This window comes from Pseudophaeobacter sp. 1A09344, assembly GCF_041008745.1.
Classification (GTDB): Bacteria; Pseudomonadota; Alphaproteobacteria; order Rhodobacterales; family Rhodobacteraceae; genus Phycobacter; species Phycobacter gallaeciensis_A.
Genome location: NZ_JAXGFS010000006.1, coordinates 26,193 through 43,543, shown reverse-complemented (window position 1 = coordinate 43,543; position 17,351 = coordinate 26,193). Strand labels below are relative to the sequence as shown.

At 63.4% G+C, this 17,351-nt stretch carries 17 protein-coding genes; 9 read left to right on the top strand and 8 right to left on the bottom strand.

The window, feature by feature from the left end; genetic code table 11:
• The first annotated feature begins 104 nt into the window (after window positions 1-104).
• The 8 genes from SM765_RS11795 (at window position 105) to SM765_RS11760 (ending at window position 8,921) form a co-directional block, all read left to right on the top strand.
• Window positions 105-1,082, top strand: coding sequence for a metal ABC transporter solute-binding protein, Zn/Mn family (locus tag SM765_RS11795; protein ID WP_425537312.1), 978 nt, complete (start codon window positions 105-107; stop codon window positions 1,080-1,082).
• 2 nt (window positions 1,083-1,084) lie between these two features.
• A complete protein-coding gene (locus SM765_RS11790; protein ID WP_274833047.1) occupies window positions 1,085-1,897 on the top strand; it encodes a metal ABC transporter ATP-binding protein in 813 nt (270 codons plus the stop codon).
• A gap of 4 nt (window positions 1,898-1,901) precedes the next feature.
• Window positions 1,902-3,110 (top strand): metal ABC transporter permease, encoded by a 1,209-nt coding sequence (locus SM765_RS11785; RefSeq protein WP_065271799.1) that lies wholly within the window; start codon window positions 1,902-1,904, stop codon window positions 3,108-3,110.
• Window positions 3,107-4,036 carry a metal ABC transporter permease gene (locus SM765_RS11780; RefSeq protein WP_274838144.1) on the top strand — a complete coding sequence of 310 codons (930 nt, stop codon included), beginning with the start codon at window positions 3,107-3,109 and terminating at the stop codon, window positions 4,034-4,036. Before SM765_RS11785 ends, SM765_RS11780 begins: the two co-directional genes overlap by 4 nt.
• 65 nt (window positions 4,037-4,101) lie before the next feature.
• Window positions 4,102-6,021 carry a DNA mismatch repair endonuclease MutL gene (gene mutL, locus SM765_RS11775; protein ID WP_274835295.1) on the top strand — a complete coding sequence of 640 codons (1,920 nt, stop codon included), beginning with the start codon at window positions 4,102-4,104 and terminating at the stop codon, window positions 6,019-6,021.
• The gene (locus SM765_RS11770) at window positions 6,021-7,241 is read left to right on the top strand and encodes a DNA recombination protein RmuC (protein ID WP_274838145.1); all 1,221 of its coding nucleotides are present in this window, start codon (window positions 6,021-6,023) and stop codon (window positions 7,239-7,241) included. Before mutL ends, SM765_RS11770 begins: the two co-directional genes overlap by 1 nt.
• The gene (locus tag SM765_RS11765) at window positions 7,238-8,563 is read left to right on the top strand and encodes an adenylate/guanylate cyclase domain-containing protein (protein ID WP_274838146.1); all 1,326 of its coding nucleotides are present in this window, start codon (window positions 7,238-7,240) and stop codon (window positions 8,561-8,563) included. Before SM765_RS11770 ends, SM765_RS11765 begins: the two co-directional genes overlap by 4 nt.
• A 34-nt stretch (window positions 8,564-8,597) precedes the next feature.
• Window positions 8,598-8,921 (top strand): DUF3775 domain-containing protein, encoded by a 324-nt coding sequence (locus SM765_RS11760; RefSeq protein ID WP_065271795.1) that lies wholly within the window; start codon window positions 8,598-8,600, stop codon window positions 8,919-8,921.
• A 64-nt stretch (window positions 8,922-8,985) separates the two neighbouring features.
• Here the strand turns inward: SM765_RS11760 and SM765_RS11755 are convergent, their stop codons facing one another.
• The 5 genes from SM765_RS11755 to SM765_RS11735 all read right to left on the bottom strand — a co-directional run bounded on the left by SM765_RS11755 (window position 8,986) and on the right by SM765_RS11735 (window position 12,802).
• Entirely contained in the window at window positions 8,986-10,128 is a 1,143-nt protein-coding gene (locus SM765_RS11755; protein WP_274838147.1) for a saccharopine dehydrogenase family protein, read from the bottom strand.
• Window positions 10,129-10,141: 13 nt separating this feature from the next.
• On the bottom strand, window positions 10,142-10,390 hold the full coding sequence (locus tag SM765_RS11750; RefSeq protein WP_065271793.1) for a SemiSWEET family sugar transporter: 249 nt from the start codon (window positions 10,388-10,390) through the stop codon (window positions 10,142-10,144).
• On the bottom strand, window positions 10,390-11,442 hold the full coding sequence (locus SM765_RS11745; protein WP_274835298.1) for a saccharopine dehydrogenase: 1,053 nt from the start codon (window positions 11,440-11,442) through the stop codon (window positions 10,390-10,392). The genes SM765_RS11750 and SM765_RS11745 overlap by 1 nt, the downstream gene beginning before the upstream one ends.
• A 25-nt stretch (window positions 11,443-11,467) precedes the next feature.
• The gene (locus SM765_RS11740) at window positions 11,468-12,082 is read right to left on the bottom strand and encodes a glutathione S-transferase family protein (protein WP_274835299.1); all 615 of its coding nucleotides are present in this window, start codon (window positions 12,080-12,082) and stop codon (window positions 11,468-11,470) included.
• A 66-nt stretch (window positions 12,083-12,148) separates the two neighbouring features.
• Window positions 12,149-12,802, bottom strand: coding sequence for a histidine phosphatase family protein (locus SM765_RS11735; protein ID WP_274838148.1), 654 nt, complete (start codon window positions 12,800-12,802; stop codon window positions 12,149-12,151).
• 245 nt (window positions 12,803-13,047) lie between these two features.
• Between SM765_RS11735 and SM765_RS11730 the strand changes: the two genes are divergently transcribed.
• A complete protein-coding gene (locus SM765_RS11730) occupies window positions 13,048-14,241 on the top strand; it encodes a hydantoinase/carbamoylase family amidase (protein ID WP_274838149.1) in 1,194 nt (397 codons plus the stop codon).
• Between the two features lie 56 nt (window positions 14,242-14,297).
• Here SM765_RS11730 and SM765_RS11725 read toward each other — a convergent pair whose 3' ends face one another.
• The 3 genes from SM765_RS11725 to SM765_RS11715 all read right to left on the bottom strand — a co-directional run bounded on the left by SM765_RS11725 (window position 14,298) and on the right by SM765_RS11715 (window position 17,288).
• Window positions 14,298-14,552: a WGR domain-containing protein gene (locus tag SM765_RS11725; RefSeq protein ID WP_065271789.1), complete on the bottom strand. Its 255-nt coding sequence runs from the start codon at window positions 14,550-14,552 to the stop codon at window positions 14,298-14,300.
• A gap of 133 nt (window positions 14,553-14,685) precedes the next feature.
• The gene (locus tag SM765_RS11720; protein ID WP_065271788.1) at window positions 14,686-15,390 is read right to left on the bottom strand and encodes a response regulator transcription factor; all 705 of its coding nucleotides are present in this window, start codon (window positions 15,388-15,390) and stop codon (window positions 14,686-14,688) included.
• Window positions 15,387-17,288, bottom strand: coding sequence for a hybrid sensor histidine kinase/response regulator (locus tag SM765_RS11715; RefSeq protein WP_274833040.1), 1,902 nt, complete (start codon window positions 17,286-17,288; stop codon window positions 15,387-15,389). The genes SM765_RS11720 and SM765_RS11715 overlap by 4 nt, the downstream gene beginning before the upstream one ends.
• Window positions 17,289-17,351 lie beyond the last annotated feature (63 nt).

The following is a 17,351-nucleotide window of genomic DNA, read 5'->3' as shown; positions in this document are numbered from 1 at the left end:
GCTCCCTTTGTTGAGAATAATTCGCATTTACATTGACAGTTTTGAGAATCGTTCTCATATTGCCTTCAACACCGGCCTGAAAACCGGCATGAAGGAGAACGAGGATGAGAGTTTCGCTCAATGGCCTGATGCGGCTTGCGCTATTGCTGGTACTGCCGCTGACACTGGCCTTTGCGGCGGGTCGCGCCGTGGCCGAGGCACCGCTGAAGATCGTAGCTACCACGGGCATGATCGCGGATGCCGCGCGCCAGGTCGGCGGTGATGCGGTTGAGGTGCGCGCCCTGATGGGGCCGGGGGTCGATCCCCACGCCTACCGGCAGACGCGGTCGGATATCGTGGCGATGACCCGGGCGGATCTGGTACTGTATCACGGTCTCTACCTTGAGGCGCAGATGGAAAGCTTCCTGCACGATCTGTCCCGCAAGCGGAATGTGGTCGCGGTGGCCGAAGGTCTGCCAAAGGATCTCTTGCGGGCCCATGACGATTACGAGAACAAGTTTGATCCGCATGTCTGGATGACGCCGAACCTGTGGAAACGGGTGGTGATGGATATCGCTGCGGTGCTGAGCGAAGCCCGCCCGGCCGAGGCGCAAACCTTTGCGGCCAATGCTCAGGCACATCTGGCGGATCTGGACCGGTTGATCGCCTACGCGAGCAAAACGCTGGAAACCGTGCCGGAAAACAACCGGGTGCTGGTCACCGCACATGATGCCTTTGGCTATTTTGGCCGCGATTTCGGCTTCGAGGTGCTGGGCATTCAAGGCATCTCGACCCAATCCGAAGCGGGTCTGAACCGGATCGGTGAACTGGTCGATCTGCTGGTTGATCGTCAGATCTCGGCGGTCTTTGTCGAAAGCTCGGTCTCGGACCGTTCCATGCGCGCCCTGATCGAAGGTGCGGCCGCGCAGGGCCACGAGGTGCAGATCGGGGGCGAGCTGTTCTCGGACGCGATGGGCGCCGATGGCAGCTATGAGGGCACCTATCTTGGCATGCTGGACCACAACGTGACCACCATCGCCGGGGCGCTGGGCGCAGATGTGCCAGAGCGCGGCATGGATGGCAAACTGTCGGCGGGGCTTTGATCATGACACAGACAGTTGAACTTGTGCGCGATGCCGGGGCAGACATCGCATCGACTTCCCCGGAAAACAGCCCGCTGGCCATTCGCGGCCTCACCGTTACCTACGGAGAGAAACCCGCTGTCTTCAGTGTCGACATGACGGTCGAGCCGGGCAAGATGACCGCCATCATCGGACCCAACGGGGCGGGTAAATCGACCCTTTTGAAATCCGCACTTGGGATCGTGCCGCCGGTGTCCGGCCGGGTGCAGGTCTTTGGCCGCCCATTGGAGGCAATGCGCGCCCGCATCGCCTATGTGCCGCAGCGCGCCAGCATCGACTGGGACTTCCCGACCCGTGTCATCGACGTTGTGATGATGGGGCTCTATCGAGAACTGGGGTTGCTGGGCCGGATCCGGGGTCATCACCGGACCGTGGCGCGCGATTGTCTGGATCGGGTCGGCATGGGCGATTTCGCCGACCGCCAGATCGGCCAGCTTTCGGGTGGCCAGCAGCAGCGGGTGTTCCTGGCCCGCGCACTGGCGCAGGATGCGGACCTGTACTTGCTGGACGAACCCTTTGCCGGGGTGGATGCGGCGACGGAAAAGGCCATCATCACCGTCCTGAAATCCCTGCGCGCGGCAGGTAAGACGGTTGTGGTCGTGCACCACGATCTGGCCACCGTCGCGGAATATTTCGACAATGTCTTCCTGATCAACACCCGCAAGGTCGCCGAAGGTCCGGTCGCCGAGGCCTTTACCGCGGAAACCCTGCAGGCCGCCTATGGCGGGCGCCTCGCGACGGCGCAGATCGATCAGCTGGCGGCGGCAAAGGTCTGATCCCATGTTGATGGACGCGCTTTTCCTGCAATTGGGCTACAACGCCACGCTGGTCTCCCTTGGGGCGGCCCTTTTGGGCGGCGCGGCGGGGATTACCGGCACCTTCCTGTTCCTGCGCAAACGGGCGCTGGTCAGCGATGCGGTCAGCCATGCGACCCTGCCCGGTGTCGCCATTGCCTTTCTGGTGATGGTGTTCCTGGGCGGTGACGGGCGCAACCTGGCCGGGCTGCTGCTGGGGTCTGCCCTGTCGGCGGCGCTGGGCCTTTGGTGCATGAACTGGCTGACCCGCAACACCCGACTGGCCGAGGATGCAGCCATCGGCGCGGTTCTGTCGGTGTTCTTCGGGCTGGGGATCGTGCTGCTGACGGTGATCCAGACGCTGGGCGTGGGACGGCAGGCGGGGCTTGAAGGTTTCCTTCTGGGATCGACCGCCGGCATGCTGTTCAGCGATGCGATGATCATCGCCGCAGGCAGTGCGGCGGCCCTCTTGGTGATCCTCCTGACGCGGCGACCGATGATGATGGTGGCTTTTGATCCCGAATATGCCGCCGCCCGCGGCCTTCCGGTGCACCGCATCGATCTGTTGATGATGGGACTGGTCATGGCGGTGACCGTAGTGGGGCTGAAAATCGTTGGTCTGATCCTGATCGTCGCCCTGCTGATCATCCCCGCCGTCACCGCCCGTTTCTGGACCGAGCGGTCGGACCGCGTCGTGGTCTACGCGGGGCTGGCAGGCGGTGCCTCTGCCTATGTCGGCGCGGCGATTTCCGCCTCGGCGCCCAACCTGCCGACCGGGCCGATCATCGTGCTGGTCAGTTTTGTGCTCTTTGCCCTGTCTCTGCTTTTCGCCCCCGGGCGAGGGGTTCTGGCGGCGGTGCTGCGCCACCAGCGATTCCAACGCCGGGTGCATCTGCGGCAGGGATTGCTGGCGCTGGCACAGGGGCAACCGATCTACGAACCGCTGACCCTGCGGCTGTTGCGCCGTGCCGGGTTGGTGCGCGCTGACGGAGTGGCCACCGACAAGGGGCGCGCCCGCGCCGCCAAGGCCCTGCGCGACGAAAAACGCTGGGAACTGGTGCGCAGCGATCTGGCGCATGAGGCTGCCGCCGCGCTCTATGACGGGCTGCGTGAGATTGAAACCGTGCTGACCCGCGATCAGATCAGCGAAATCGACCGCCGTATCGGCGGCCCGCAGGAGGTTCCCGCAGGATGATGGGCTCTGAATTCGTTCCCCTGTCGCTGACGCCGCTGCTGATCGGTACGTTTGCCGCCGTGGCCTGCGCGCTGCCGGGCAATTTCCTGCTGCTGCGCCGACAGGCCCTGATCGGAGACGCCATCAGCCATGTGGTGTTGCCGGGCATCGTGGTGGCCTTCCTACTGACCGGAGCGATTGCAGCCGGGCCGATGCTGCTGGGCGCGGCGGGCGCAGCCGTCACCGCTGTCATCCTGATCGAGGCGGTGCGCCGTCTGGGCCGGATTGAGCCGGGCGCGGCCATGGGGGTGATCTTTACCACCATGTTTGCCGCCGGTGTGCTGCTGCTGGAACAGACCGATACCTCCACCGTGCATCTGGACGTGGAACATGCGCTTTATGGTAACCTCGAAAGTCTGATCTGGCTGGATGCTACCGGCTGGTCCTCTCTCTGGGATGCCGAGGCGCTGCGCTATCTGCCACCGGAGTTGCCGCGCATGGGGCTGACGCTGCTGGGCGTGGTGGCCTTCATCGCGCTGTTCTGGCGGGCGCTGAAAATCTCGACCTTCGACGAAGGCTTCGCCCGCACGCTGGGGATCCGCACCAATCTGCTGGGACTGGCGCTGGTGGTCACCGCTGCGGTGGCGGCGGTCGCCGCCTTTGATGCGGTGGGCTCGATCATCGTCATCGCCATGTTCATCTGCCCGCCCGCGGCCGCGCGGATGATGACCAACCGGCTGGAGGCGCAGGTCGGCTGGAGCGTCGTCTTTGCGGTGCTGTCGGCGGTGCTTGGCTATGTTCTGGCGGGCTATGGGCCGATGTGGCTGGGCGGTACGGATGCGGTCAGCGCGGCGGGCATGATCGCTGCCGTCTCGGGCATGGTCCTGGCGGTGACGGCCCGGTTCGGCCCTTGCAGCCGCCGCGCGGGGGCGCCTGCCGGAGGGTAATCCGCCGCTACCTCGCGCGCTTTGCGGGTGGCAGAATCGAAGGGCTCCATGCTAAATTTTGCGGTATGAGCAGCCCAGACCCCCAAATCCGCGACAATTCCCGCCCCGTCATCCGGCAGCTGGAGGACAGCGCCATCAACCGGATCGCGGCGGGTGAGGTGATTGAACGCCCCGCTTCGGCCGTGAAGGAATTGGTCGAGAATGCCATCGACGCAGGCGCCACGCGGATCACGGTGGAGATTGCCGATGGCGGCAAGACCCTGATCCGGGTCACCGATGACGGCTGCGGCATGACGCCGGAGGATCTGCCGCTGGCCCTGTCGCGCCACGCCACCTCGAAGATCGACGGATCGGACCTGCTCAACATTCATACCTTCGGCTTCCGGGGCGAGGCACTGCCCAGCCTTGGCGCTGTAGGACGCCTCACGATCACCAGCCGCGCCGCAGGCAATGATGCGGCGCAGATCCGCGTTGCGGGCGGCGGCATGGAGCCGGTGAAACCCGCCGCCCTGCGCGCGGGCACCGTGGTCGAGCTGCGCGATCTGTTCTACGCAACCCCGGCGCGGCTGAAATTCATGCGCACAGACCGGGCCGAGGCGCAGGCCATTGGCGATGTGATCAAGCGCCTCGCCATGGCCGAACCCTCTGTTGGCTTCACCCTGAGAGATGTATCCGGCGGCGGCGAGGGGCGCGTCACCTTCCGCGCCGACCCCCTGTCCGGTGATCTGTTTGATGCGTTGCACGGGCGGCTTGGCTCGGTTCTGGGGCGTGAGTTTGCCGAAAACGCGCTGAAGATCGACGCCACCCGCGAAGGTTTGCGGCTTTATGGCTACGCGGCGCTGCCAACCTATTCCCGCGGCGCGGCGGTGGCGCAGTTCCTCTTTGTGAACACGCGCCCGGTGAAGGACAAGATGCTGACCGGCGCCCTGCGTGCGGCCTATTTCGATTTCCTCAGCCGGGACCGCCATCCGGTGGCGGCGCTGTTTATCGATTGCGATCCGACCCTGGTCGATGTGAACGTGCACCCCGCCAAATCCGAGGTCCGCTTCCGCGATCCGGGGCTTGCGCGCGGGCTGATCGTCTCGGCCCTGCGGCATGCGCTGGCCGAGGCCGGGCACCGTGCATCGACTACCGTGGCCGGGGCGACGCTGGGCGCCATGCGCCCGGAACAGGCCACCCGGCAGTCCGCGCCGCATGTCTACCAGATGGACCGCCCCTCGATGGGGGCCCGCGCGGCCGCCTATAGCGCGCAGCGACCGGATTACGTGCCGGTGCCGCCCTATCAGCCCTCTCCGCCGCCGCAGAGCCAAGGCTTTGCCGAGATGCGCAGCGCCTTCAGCGGTCAGACCATCGAAGAGCCCGTGCAGCCCGCGGAACCGGGCATTCAGGAGGCGCAGGCCGAGGCCCTGCCATTGGGCGCAGCGCGCGGCCAAGTGCATGAAAACTACATCATCGCCCAGACTGCCGATGGCATGGTGATCGTCGATCAGCACGCCGCCCACGAGCGGCTGGTCTATGAAAAGCTGAAGCGTCAGATGGGTGAAAACGGTGTCGCGGCGCAGGCGCTGCTGATCCCGGAAATCGTCGAACTCTCCGACAATGACTGCGCCCGCCTGCTGGCGGTGGCGGATGAACTGGGTAAATTCGGCCTTGGCATCGAGGCCTTTGGCGGCAATGCCGTGGCGGTGCGGGAAACCCCTGCAATCCTCGGCGAGGTCAACGCCGAGGCCATGGTGAAGGACATCCTGGACGAGCTGGACGATCAGGGCGAAAGCCAGCTGGTGCAGGCGCGGCTGGAGGCGATTCTGAGCCGGGTGGCCTGCCATGGTTCGATCCGTTCCGGGCGGCGCATGCGCGGCGAAGAGATGAATGCCCTGCTTAGGGAAATGGAGGCAACGCCCCATTCCGGCCAGTGCAACCATGGCCGTCCCACCTATGTGGAGCTGAAACTGGCCGATATCGAACGTCTTTTCGGACGCACGTGATGGACAGGATGGAGGAGGCCATAGCAGCCATGGATCAGGTCGGGACGCTGACCCTGATGGCGGGCGGCTTTGCGGCGCTGCTGATCCTGTTGCTGTTCCTCTCCATGCGTGCCTCGGCCCGCGCGGCCTCGGCGGTGGCGCCCTTGGCGCAGCAGATGGAATATCTGGGACAGTCTGTGCAGCAGCTGCGCGGCGGTTTGCAGCATGTGTCGGACATGCAGGCTAATGCGCAGGTGCAGATGGTGCAGACGGTCGAGGCACGGCTGACGGATGTGCAGCAGCATATGAACGATAGGCTGGCCGACAATGCCCTGCGCCAGGCCCGCGCCATGGCCGAGATGCAGGAACGCATGCAGGAAAGCCTGCACGGCAGCGCCAAACGCACGGTGACCTCTCTGACGCAGCTGCAGGAGCGGCTGGCGACCATCGACAAGGCGCAGGACAATATCACCAAACTGTCGGGCGATGTGCTGAGCCTGCAGGATATCCTGTCGAACAAGCAGACCCGGGGCGCCTTTGGTGAGATCCAGCTGAACGACATCGTCTCAAAGGCACTGCCTGCGGATGCCTATACGCTGCAGGCGACGCTCAGCAACGGCAAGCGTGCCGATTGTCTGGTGCATCTGCCGAACCCGCCGGGGCCGATCGTGATCGACAGCAAATTCCCGCTCGAACCCTACGAGGCGCTGCGCCGGGCCGAAACCCAGGATGAGCTGGCCTATGCGGCTCGGCAGATGAAAACGGCCTTGCGGGCGCATATCCGGGCGATATCCGAGAAGTACATCATTGAGGGCGAAACCGCCGATGGTGCGATCCTGTTCCTGCCTTCCGAAGCGGTCTATGCCGAGCTGCACGCCAATTTCACCGGCGTGGTGCGCGAAGGGTTTGCGGCGAAGGTCTGGATCGTCTCGCCCACCACCTGCATGGCGACGCTGAACACCATGCGCGCGATCCTGAAGGACGCTCGCATGCGCGAACAGGCGGGGGCCATACGCAGTGAGCTGGGCCTCTTGCACCGCGATGTGGAACGGCTGGGAGAGCGCGTCGTCAATCTGGATCGGCATTTTGCGCAAGCGGCCAAGGACGTCGCCGAGATCAAGATCAGCGCCGATAAGGCCGGTCGCCGGGCGCAACGTCTCGACAACTTCGACTTTGAAGAGATCGACCAGGGGGCGGATCCAACCGGGACCGTGGTCCCGCTGGAGCATCCAGAGAGATGAGGGGCAGCGCAGCGGACCGGGAGTTGTGGCGACAGGCTGAGGTGGAGGCCGAGCGCGTCGTCTCAGTTCTGCGGATCGGGGTGTCGCTGGGGCTGTTGCTGATCTTCTTTCTCACCGTCTGGGACAATGTTGAAACCGTGGAAAGCTACCTGCGTCGGCAATGGCTCTTTGCACTGGCGACCATGTTTTCCTACCTGCTGCTGGGACTGTTCACCCTATGGCGCGCGCGCCGGGGGATGTTTCGCGGCTGGATGATCTGGACTGGCGTGACCTTGGACTGCGCCTTCCTTCTGGTGAATGCCTGGGTGGGGCTTGAGAATACATCCCTGCCGGGAGGCGTGACCTTCCTGCTGCCACCGATCTGGCTGGTACCGGGGGTGCTGGCCTTTGCGGTTCTGCGGTTCAACCCGTATCTGCAGGCCTATACGGTGCTTCTGATCGTCACGGGTCTGTCCCTGATGGTCTTCTGGCAGCCCGAACAGGTGCCGGTGCAGGCAGCGGAGCGGGCACTGTTCCTATTGTCCTTGCCTCCTAATATCATCCGCATTTCCATGATTGCCTTGGCCGGCATTGTTCTTGTCGTGGCCGCCTACCGGATGCGTGGGCTTTTGCACCGCTCGATCACCGAGGCGCAGGCGCGCACCAATCTGACCCGCTACCTGCCCGCCCAACTGGCCGGGCGCCTGGCGGGCGGCGGGCTGGAGGAGTTACGACAGGGGCAGCGTCAGCAGATGGCGGTCCTGTTCATCGACATCCGCAGGTTCACCGGCTGGTCCGAGGGGCGCGATCCGCAGGAGGTCAGCGCCTATATCACCGAATTCCGCCGCCGGGTGCAGCGGGCTGCGGCGTGCAGCAACGGATTGATCGACAAATACATCGGCGATGCCGCGATGATCCTGTTCGAAGGTGAGGAAGGGGCGCAGCGAGCGCTCGATTGCGCCGGGGCGCTGGATGAAGAACTGCAGCGCTGGACGGCCTTGCGTCTGGAGGCGGGGGAAGGGCCTGTCGAGGCGGGGATCGGCCTGCACTGGGGCGAGGTCTTTTCCGGGGTGGTCGGCAATGCCGAGCGTTTGGAATACAGCGTCTTTGGCGATACAGTGAATATCGCGGCGCGGCTGGAGCAGCTCACACGGCAGGCAGATGCCCGGATCATAGCCTCTGCCGCCCTGTTTGACGCCGCCGGAGCAAAGCCCGCGCGCGACGGCTGGATTGCCCTGCCACCGGTGCATCTGCGCGGGCGCAGCAGCGGGCTCGATATCTTCGGATGGGGACAAGGCGGCTTTGCCCCAGATCAAAGACCCGGAGGGGACACTGCTGTCTGATACCGGGAGAACCGCGAACAGCAGGAGACGAACAATGTTGGAGATTTCCGCCCGCAAGGTCGCCCAGGTGGCGATGATGGCCCGGGAACTGGACCGGGCCGAAGGGGAGCTGCGCGCCTTTATCGACCGGATGAGCGTCGATGAGCAGGCCGAACTGACCGCGATCATGTGGATCGGTCGCGGCAGTTTCGAGGCGGAAGAGCTGTCAGAGGCGCTTGCGACGGCTCGCAGCGAAGCCACCACCCCGACCGCCGATTACCTTATCGGAACGCCGCATCTGGCCGACAATATTGAGGCCGGGCTGGAGGCCATCGGTGTGGATGTCGGTGATATCGAAGACGATGTGATCGGTCGCTGAAGGGCGCCTCACAAAAAAAAAGACCCGCCTGAGCGGGTCTTTTGTGTTGGCAGAGCTGTTTGGTTCAGCCTGCGTGGTCGATGATTTCCAGATGCTGGGCCAGCTTGCCGATCTCGCCCATCCATTTTTCGATCAGCTTGGGATCGCTGGGGGCGGCGTGAACGCCGGCCGGGATCTGGCGGTTCATCACCGCCTCGATGGCAAAGCTGACCGGATAGGACACAAGGCGCGCCATGGCGGTGCTGCGCTCGTCGCCCCAGGCATCCATCACATAGGTCTTGTGCCAAACGACCTTGCCGTCCTTTTCCGCCTTCAGGCTGACGCAGAGCACGACCCGGTCCGCTTCGCCTTCGTCATAGGCGTTTTCGTCCCAGAACTGGTCGGACATCTCTTTCAGGCGGGCATCGCCTGCTTCGCCTTCCAGGGTCTCTACTTCCTTGAAGACATCGGCCCAGGCCTCGGCCCAGCCGTTGAGGCGCAGGGTGCCGCGCACGAATTCCTTCACCGGCCAGGCCTCTTCGAACTCGTATTGCGCCATGAAGGGCAGCGAGTCGCGGTTCGGGTAGACCTCAAAGCTTTCGGGGGTGGGCAGCGGCGCGTCATAGCTGCTGATCGCATCCCAGGGCCGGTCCACGCGCAGCTCGGAATAATCCCGCACCGACCGCGAGGGTGAACGCAGCGCCTTCAGCACGCCGAGCGGTGACCAGCTGAATTTATAGCGGAACGGGTTCGGGGTCTTCGGAATGCCACCGCAGTAAGAGATAAAGCTGATGTGGTTCTCGGCATCATAGGCGTCCGATGCCTTGTAATCCTGCACAAGCGCGTGGGCCATCAGGTGGTCGATGCCGGGATCAAGGCCGACCTCGTTCACCAGGGCCACGCCTGCTTCGCGCGCCTTGTCATCCAGCGCGCGCATTTCCGGCGCAATGTAGGAGGAGGACACGAAATGGGCGCCTTTGGAGATCGCCAGTTCGGCCAGCTCCACGTGCCAGTCGCCGGGCAGCATGGAGACAACAACGTCCTCCGGGCTCAGCATCTGGGCCAGGTTGGCGATGGAAAAGGCGTGAATGTTGGTGGTCAGATCGCCCACCGCTTCGCGCGCCTTTTCGGGGGTGCGGTTCCACACCGCAACGTCATGGCCCGCCTCCAGAAGGCGGCGCAGGCCGGGGATGGCCGACAGGCCGGTTCCGCACCAGTGGATGGTCATGAGTGGTACTCCCTTATTTGTATTTCAGTTTGGCCAGAACGATGCTGATCACGATCAGCAAGGCACAGAAGTTGGCCAGGATCAAAGGCATGTCGCCCACCATAAGCCCGTAGATGAGCCAGAGCGAGACGGTGAGAAGAAACATCAGGTTGGCCGCCAGCGACAAGCCCGAGGTGTCCCGCGTGCTCCAGGCGCGCCAAGCCTGGGGGATCCAGCAGATCGTGCCCATCGTGCCGGCCAGATATCCGATGTAAAGTTCCATCAGTTGCCCATGTTTTCATCAAAGGTTGCTTTGGCCCGGCCCCAGACACCGCTGCCGAGATCGCCCAGCGTCAGAAGCGAGGGCAAAAGCTGCTCGGCGTAATCGACCGAGCTTTCGGCGGGCAGCATTGAGGGCAGGTTGTCGATGGCCATCACGTCCAGAACCGGATCCTTGGCCACGCGCAGGGCAGGGGCATCCCAGGTGGTGGCGCGGTCATAGACCGGCACCGGGTTGTAATCGCTGTCCGGATCGCAGGCGACATCGCCGATGGCGGTCAGCTTGCGCGGCTCTGTCAGGGCCGATTGCGGCACAAACACAGGCGTGCCGGGGCGCGCAAAGATGCAGTTGAGGAACAGATCGTGCTCCAGGATTTCCGGGAAGGGGCCGCCATTGGCGGTTTCCGCCATGTCCCATTTGGTAACGATGACGCCCATGGTCTCCAGCAGATCCGCCGCGCCAGTGCCAACACGCCCGAGGGCTCCAATCACGATGGCGGTGGGGCGGGGGGCTTTCAGCGCGAACAGCTCGGAGGACAGATCGGCAATCAGCGAATCCTTGTCTTTGAAGACACCAACCGGGCCGCAGATATCGCCGCGCTGCTGGGCGGCCCAGCATTTCAGCGTCACCGCCGCACCTGCATAGCCGGCCCAATAGCCAAAGGCCGCAACCCGTCGGCCGCTTTCGTCCACCAGATATTCCAGGTCATACAGCGTGCCGCCACCCTGGCGGAACCGCTCCAGCAGCGCCTTGCCCGAGTGCTGACCCTTGAAGGCATGGCCGAACATGATGTGGCGGTGCGGCAGAGGCGTGCCGTCCTCGGGAAGTTCTTTCAGGCCAAAGATGATCGCCTCTGCCGGAGCCGTGGGCCAGCTGTTTTCGGCGGCGATATCGCAGCCTGCATCCACATAGCCCTGCAAGGGGATCGCCCGGACCGAGCTTTTCTCGACCGTGACCTTGATGCCTGCATCGATCAGCGCCTTGGCGCCTTCGGGGGTCAGCCCGACCCGTTCTTCATTCGGGCGCTGCTCGGCCCGTACCCAGAGATGAGTCATTCTCTTGTCGTCCTTCACTCAAATATCAAAGCATGCCCTTGGCGCGTACCGCGCGGACCGAGGGGCGCTGATCCATGGTGGCCATGAAATCCCGGATCTTGGGATAATCCGCAACCGAAACCCCGTCCCCTTCGAGCCAGCTGCACACCACAAACAGATAGCAATCGGCGATACTGATCTCATCACCCAGCACAAAGGGCCCTTTAAGGCCGTTTTCGCTGATGTAGGCGGCAGAGGCGGCCATGGTTTCTGGCACTTTCGCTGTCATGTCCTCAAACGAGGCTTGCTGACTGGCCCAACGGCTGCCGCGCATCTTGTGGGCGTGGTTCACGTGCATGGTCGAGGCAAGGTAGTACATCACCTCGCGCATGCGGGCCTTCAGAACCGGGTCTTCGGGGCGCAGGTCTGCGGCGGGTGCAAGATCGGCGATATAGTCCAGCAGCGCACCGGTTTCGGTCAGGATGCCGCCCTCGACCGCCAGCGCGGGCACGCGGCCCTTGGGATTGATCTGCCCATAGGCGGGTTTTGTCTGCTCGGCGCTGGCAAAATCCACCTTGACCGCCTCATAGGTGATACCGGCTTCCTCAAGCGCGATGGCCACTGCAATCGAGATCGTGCCGGGAGCATAATAAAGCTGCATCTGTTTCGTCCTTCAATTCTGTCGCGGGCGGTCTGCCCCATGGTCAAATCGTGGTCAAACCCGCGGTCAAAGATGGGTCTGTGCAAAATGGCGGTCGGGTGTTTCCAGATGGGGTACCGCGTTGAACAGTACCGGCGACCAGTGCCCGCCAATGGGGAAAAGACGGTGCATCGAGGTATTCATGATCGCGAGCGCCATCCGGGCCATGCCGGTGATTTCGAGCATCATCGCCTGACGCATCGCCATGGAGATCAGCCCGCCCGAGGTCACCACCAGCGCCGGACCTTCTCCCGCCGCGATTTCGGACAGGGCCGCTTGTGTGCGGGTTTCAAAATCGCTCCAGCTTTCGGGGGCATCATCGATTTCACCTTCTGCCCAGGCGGCCAGCACCTGCGGCAGGTGGGCAATGAAGCCTTCGCGTTCCTGCGGGATGGCCAGCCCGTGCTGTTTCTCCATCGCCTGGGCGAGGGTGAAATACTCCATCTCGTTGAGACGGGGATCCTGCACCACCTCTTCGGTATATCCCATGCCCGCAGCGGTTTCGATGTGCCGGGTCAGGGTGCCGCAATAGATACGGGGATGGCTGGCGCCGCTGGCGCGCAGATGCTCACCCAGCCAGGTCGCCTGCTGATGGCCCAGATCGCTGAGCCGGTCATAGCTGTGCTCGTCGCGGGCCTCGGTGTTCGCCTGCCCGTGGCGGATCAGCGTGATATGAGACATCGCTTCCGTTCCTCTGATCTTTGGCCTGACTCTTAGGTGAGCAGTCCGCGACATGGAAGGAAGGTTTCAGGGATGGCGTGAAATTTACCGGGTGCCGATTTGGCACGCGTGAAAAAAATGCAGGAACGACGTTCCGGAAAAAGGTTAACAAAATGTGGACATAACGCAAATGATGGAAGATGTAGGTTAACACCCGTTGGAACTGACGGGCCGTACACAAGACCGTGACCAAGGGAGAACCCGGAATGAAGATCAACCCCCAGAGATTCTTGGCGGATCTGCATACGCTGCGCTCGTTCGGGGCCTCCGGGGTCGGGAAAGGTGTGGTTCGTCCGGCCTATACCGCGGTGGACATCGCCGCGCGCCGCTGGCTGGCGAGCCGCATGCAGGAAGCGGGGCTTGAGGTTCGGTTTGACCGGCTTGGCAATCTTTTTGGCATTGCCGGGGAGAAATCCTTGCTGATCGGTTCGCACAGCGACAGCCAGCCCGAAGGCGGGTGGCTCGACGGGGCGCTGGGCGTCATTGCCGGCTTGGAAATCGCCCGCGCCAGCAAAGAGGCCGGAGGGCCGCCGATTTCCGTTGTCAGCTTTCAGGATGAAGAGGGGCGTTTCGGTGTTCTGACTGGATCGGACGTCTGGACCGGGCGGCTGTCGATGGCGGATGCGGATCAGCAGACCGATAACGAGGGGCAGACGCTGCGGGCCGCGCGGCAGCGGATGAAAGAAGGGACGGAAAAGCCCGTGCCGACGGATCTGTTCACTGGCTTTCTGGAAATGCATATCGAACAGGGGCCTACCCTGGACACCACCGGCGAAAAGATCGGTGTTGTCACCAATATCGTTGGCATCCGGGATATGCGGATCACCTTTACCGGTCGTCAGAACCATGCGGGCACGACGCCGATGCATCTGCGGCAGGATGCTTTTCAGGCGCTTTCGGCCTTTAACACCCGCCTGAATGAACGGTTTGCCGAGATCGTCACCCCGGCAACCGTCTGGACCCTTGGCCATGTTGCACTGCATCCCAATGCGTCTTCGGTGGTGCCGGGCAGGGTGACCTTCTCCATGCAGTGGCGTGATGCGGAGGCCGCGCGTCTGTTGGAGATGGAACAGATCATCCGTCAGACCTGTGACGAGATCGCAGCGGAACGCGACGTGGAGGTGGAGATGGGACCGGTGGCGGGCATCGAACCCGTTGCCATGGATGACCGCATTCAGGCGGCCCTGCGCGCGGCGGCCGAAGATCTGGCGCCGCAGCAATGGCGTGACATGCCGTCGGGGGCGCTGCACGATGCCGCTAATGTGGCGCGGGTCATGCCAACCGGCATGCTCTTTGTGCCGTCAATCGGCGGCATCAGCCACGCCTTTGACGAGGACACGGACGAAGCCGATCTGACGCTGGGGCTGGAAGTTTTGGCCCAGGCCGCCGCGACCCTGTGAACAGAAATTAAATGCAGAAACCGGCGGCCTGCGGGTCGCCGGAGCGTGCTGCGTGATCAGTCGGCGGTGGCCTGCGATGCCAGTCCGTCGCGGTTATAGCCGCGTTTGATCATGCGGTTGCGGTGGCTGTCAGCGGCGACCGACGCCTCGCGCAGGTTGCCATAGATGTTGATCACGCTTTGCCCATCGCGGCCTGCGACGCCCCATTCCCGAAGGACAGAGACCTCGGAAAACAGGTTCATCGCCAGTTCGATCCGGTAAAACCGGGAGGGCCGGGATGATGTTTCACGATAGAGAAGACAGGTAGCCATGAGGCGATTCTAATCGCGGTGATTCGGGTCGGCAAGAGAAAGGATGGTGAACCCGCACGGGCCGGGATCACTTTTGCACCGCTGGTTTGTTCCGGGCATCCTGGCGCCCGATGCCGACAGCCGATGATCAGCCTCAGAGCCAGTTCACATCGCCGAGGAAAATATAGCCCGCGCCGTAGATGGTCTTGATCAGACGGGGGTTCTTGGGATCTTCGCGCAATTTGGTCCGCAGACGTGACACACGCACATCCATGGCCCGGTCGAAACTGTCCCCGGCTGCGCCGCCAAGCGCCTCTTGCATCTGGGCGCGGGAGATCAGCCTTTTGGGACTGTCCAGAAACAGCCGCAGCACTTCGCCCTCGGCATGGGAAAAGGGCGTTTCGCCGCCGGTTTCATCCTCCAGAACGTAGCGGTCGAAATGGGCCGTCCAGCCAGAGAACTGCGCCGAATTCCCGCTTTGCACCTGGGCGCGGGGGCCGCCGCGCAGACGGGCGCGGATACGGGCGACGACTTCGGTGGGATCAAAGGGTTTGGTGATGTAATCATCAGCGCCCAGCTCCAACCCGGTCACCCGGTCCTGCACCTGCGCGCGACCGGAAATGATGATCACCGCCGCGCCCTGCTCCAGCGCCAGCCTGTGCACAAGTGTCAGCCCATCGGTGTCGGGCAGCGACAGGTCAACGAGGCAGACATCTGGCGTCACGCGTTTCAAGGAAGCTTCGAATTCGCGCGCCCGGGAAAAACTCTGGGTGCGGAAACCGGCCTCTTCCAGGGTCTCGGTCAGGATCCGGCGGATTTCGGGTTCATCGTCCAGAATGGTGACAAGAGGCGCGGTCATGAAGGGGTCTCCGGTGTGATCAGCGCCGACAGCTGCTGCGTGGTAAAGGGTTTTTGCAGAACAGGCCCGCGTTTCAAAGCCTCCCGATGCATGGCATCGCCCGGGGGCAGCGACGTCATCAGGATGCAGGGCAGGGAGGATCCGGCCAGCCGGTCGACCAGATCGATCCCGGTGGCCTCACCTTCCAGCCGGATGTCGGACAGCACCAGCGCCATGTCCGGAATGTCAGCGGTCAGGGCCGAGGCTTCGTCTACGCTGGTGGCCTCAATCACGGAATAGCCAAGGTCGATCAGCATGTCGCGAAAGGTGGCGCGTAGGCTTTCGCTGTCTTCGACGAGCAGCGCGATCCCGCCCGAGGCATCCGGCGCCAGCCGGTAGGGCAGGCGCAGGGTGACGCTGGCGCCCGAGACCGTATTGGCGATACGCATGTCGCCGCCTGTGGATTTCGCCATGTCATAAACGGTCGGCAGACCCAGGCCCGAGCCTTCGCTGCCCTTGGTGGTGAAAAACGGGTTCAGCGCCTGTTTCAGCGCCTCGGGGGAAAAGCCGGGACCAGTGTCGCTGACGCTGATTTCCAGCCAGGTTTCTCCGACCGCATGGACGCTGACGGTGATCTGCCCGGTGGTGCCGCAGGCGTCGCGGGCGTTGAAAATAAGGTTCAGCAGCGCGTCCTGCAATTTGCCCGCATCCAGCAGCAGCATCACGTCGGGCGTATTGTCGAGAATGCTGAGGCCGATGCCCTGCGGCAGCGAGGGCGAGGCGAGGATCTTCAGCTCATTGAGCAGCACATGCATGTCGGTGGCCTGCGGGCGCAGGGTACGCTGGCCTGTCATTTCCCCGATGCGGTTCAGAAGCCGCCCACCCCGCCGTGCCGCCGAAAGGGTGCCCTGGATTAGCTCATCCGCTTCGGGGGGCAGATCCATCTTGGCCAGTTTGCCCTGCATGCCGAGGATGATGGTCAGAAGGTTCGAGAAGTCATGCGCAAGGCCGGAGGTCATCTGCGCCGCCATTTCGCGGCGGCGGGCCTGTTGCAGGGCGACGCGGGCCTGGGTTTCTTCGGTCACATCCATCGACAGGATAAAGACGCCGCCGCTGTTGTCCGGGGTAAAGGCGACGCGGATGCGGCGGCTGCCGTGTTCCTCGGTAAACTCAAAGACTGGGCTGCCACCTTTGTAGGCGGCCATCAGATGCGGTTCGATCCGGGCAAAGGCGGACGGCCCCAGCGCATCCGAGATATGCATCCCCAGAATGTCCGAGGGACGGCCCGGAAAGACCGAGCTGAGCCGCCGGTTGGTGAAGGTGTAATAGCCTTCGCCATCCACGTGGGCGATATGGGCCGGCATCATTTCCGTCGTCAGACGGGTGCGGGCCTCGATCTCGGTGAGCTGGCGTTTGGCTTCTTCCAAGGCGCTGTTGGTGGCGGCCAGTTCGCGGTTTGCTGCCGACAGTTCTTCGGTATGGGCGATCAGACGGTCCGACATTTCCTCGGACCGGGCCCGCAGCAACAGTTCGACCCGTTTTGTCCGGGTGATATCGGTATAGACCGACACCCAGCCCCCCTGCGAAAGTGGCGCCCCTTCGATCGAGATCACCTGCCCGTTGGCGCGGGTGCGTTCCAGATAATGTGGAACAAAGGCAAGCGCTTGTTCGACGCGGGAGTCGACAAATTCGTCGATATCCTCGATCGGGCCGTATTCGCCGCTTTCGGCGATATACCGGATGGTTTCGTCAAAGCGCGCGCCGGGGGTTACCAGCCTGTCCGGCAGGGCGAACATCTCCTTGAACCGGCGATTGCAAACTGCCAGCCGCAGATCGCTATCGTAGATCGACAGCGCCTGAGCGATCAGGTTGAGCCCGGCGGTCGTCATAGCGGCGCGTTGTTTGTCTGACTGTTTCATATGTTCTCCCGCGCTATGGCTACCACTGTGCGGCGGCGCGGCAAAGAGGTGGTCTGCTGCGGC

Coding starts and splice junctions, on each gene's coding strand:
- SM765_RS11795 (WP_425537312.1), top strand. CDS start 105: ATGAGAGTTTCGCTCAATGGCCTGATGCGGCTTGCGCTATTGCTGGTA.
- SM765_RS11790 (WP_274833047.1), top strand. CDS start 1,085: ATGACACAGACAGTTGAACTTGTGCGCGATGCCGGGGCAGACATCGCA.
- SM765_RS11785 (WP_065271799.1), top strand. CDS start 1,902: ATGTTGATGGACGCGCTTTTCCTGCAATTGGGCTACAACGCCACGCTG.
- SM765_RS11780 (WP_274838144.1), top strand. CDS start 3,107: ATGATGGGCTCTGAATTCGTTCCCCTGTCGCTGACGCCGCTGCTGATC.
- mutL (WP_274835295.1), top strand. CDS start 4,102: ATGAGCAGCCCAGACCCCCAAATCCGCGACAATTCCCGCCCCGTCATC.
- SM765_RS11770 (WP_274838145.1), top strand. CDS start 6,021: ATGGACAGGATGGAGGAGGCCATAGCAGCCATGGATCAGGTCGGGACG.
- SM765_RS11765 (WP_274838146.1), top strand. CDS start 7,238: ATGAGGGGCAGCGCAGCGGACCGGGAGTTGTGGCGACAGGCTGAGGTG.
- SM765_RS11760 (WP_065271795.1), top strand. CDS start 8,598: ATGTTGGAGATTTCCGCCCGCAAGGTCGCCCAGGTGGCGATGATGGCC.
- SM765_RS11755 (WP_274838147.1), bottom strand. CDS start 10,128: ATGACCATCCACTGGTGCGGAACCGGCCTGTCGGCCATCCCCGGCCTG.
- SM765_RS11750 (WP_065271793.1), bottom strand. CDS start 10,390: ATGGAACTTTACATCGGATATCTGGCCGGCACGATGGGCACGATCTGC.
- SM765_RS11745 (WP_274835298.1), bottom strand. CDS start 11,442: ATGACTCATCTCTGGGTACGGGCCGAGCAGCGCCCGAATGAAGAACGG.
- SM765_RS11740 (WP_274835299.1), bottom strand. CDS start 12,082: ATGCAGCTTTATTATGCTCCCGGCACGATCTCGATTGCAGTGGCCATC.
- SM765_RS11735 (WP_274838148.1), bottom strand. CDS start 12,802: ATGTCTCATATCACGCTGATCCGCCACGGGCAGGCGAACACCGAGGCC.
- SM765_RS11730 (WP_274838149.1), top strand. CDS start 13,048: ATGAAGATCAACCCCCAGAGATTCTTGGCGGATCTGCATACGCTGCGC.
- SM765_RS11725 (WP_065271789.1), bottom strand. CDS start 14,552: ATGGCTACCTGTCTTCTCTATCGTGAAACATCATCCCGGCCCTCCCGG.
- SM765_RS11720 (WP_065271788.1), bottom strand. CDS start 15,390: ATGACCGCGCCTCTTGTCACCATTCTGGACGATGAACCCGAAATCCGC.
- SM765_RS11715 (WP_274833040.1), bottom strand. CDS start 17,288: ATGAAACAGTCAGACAAACAACGCGCCGCTATGACGACCGCCGGGCTC.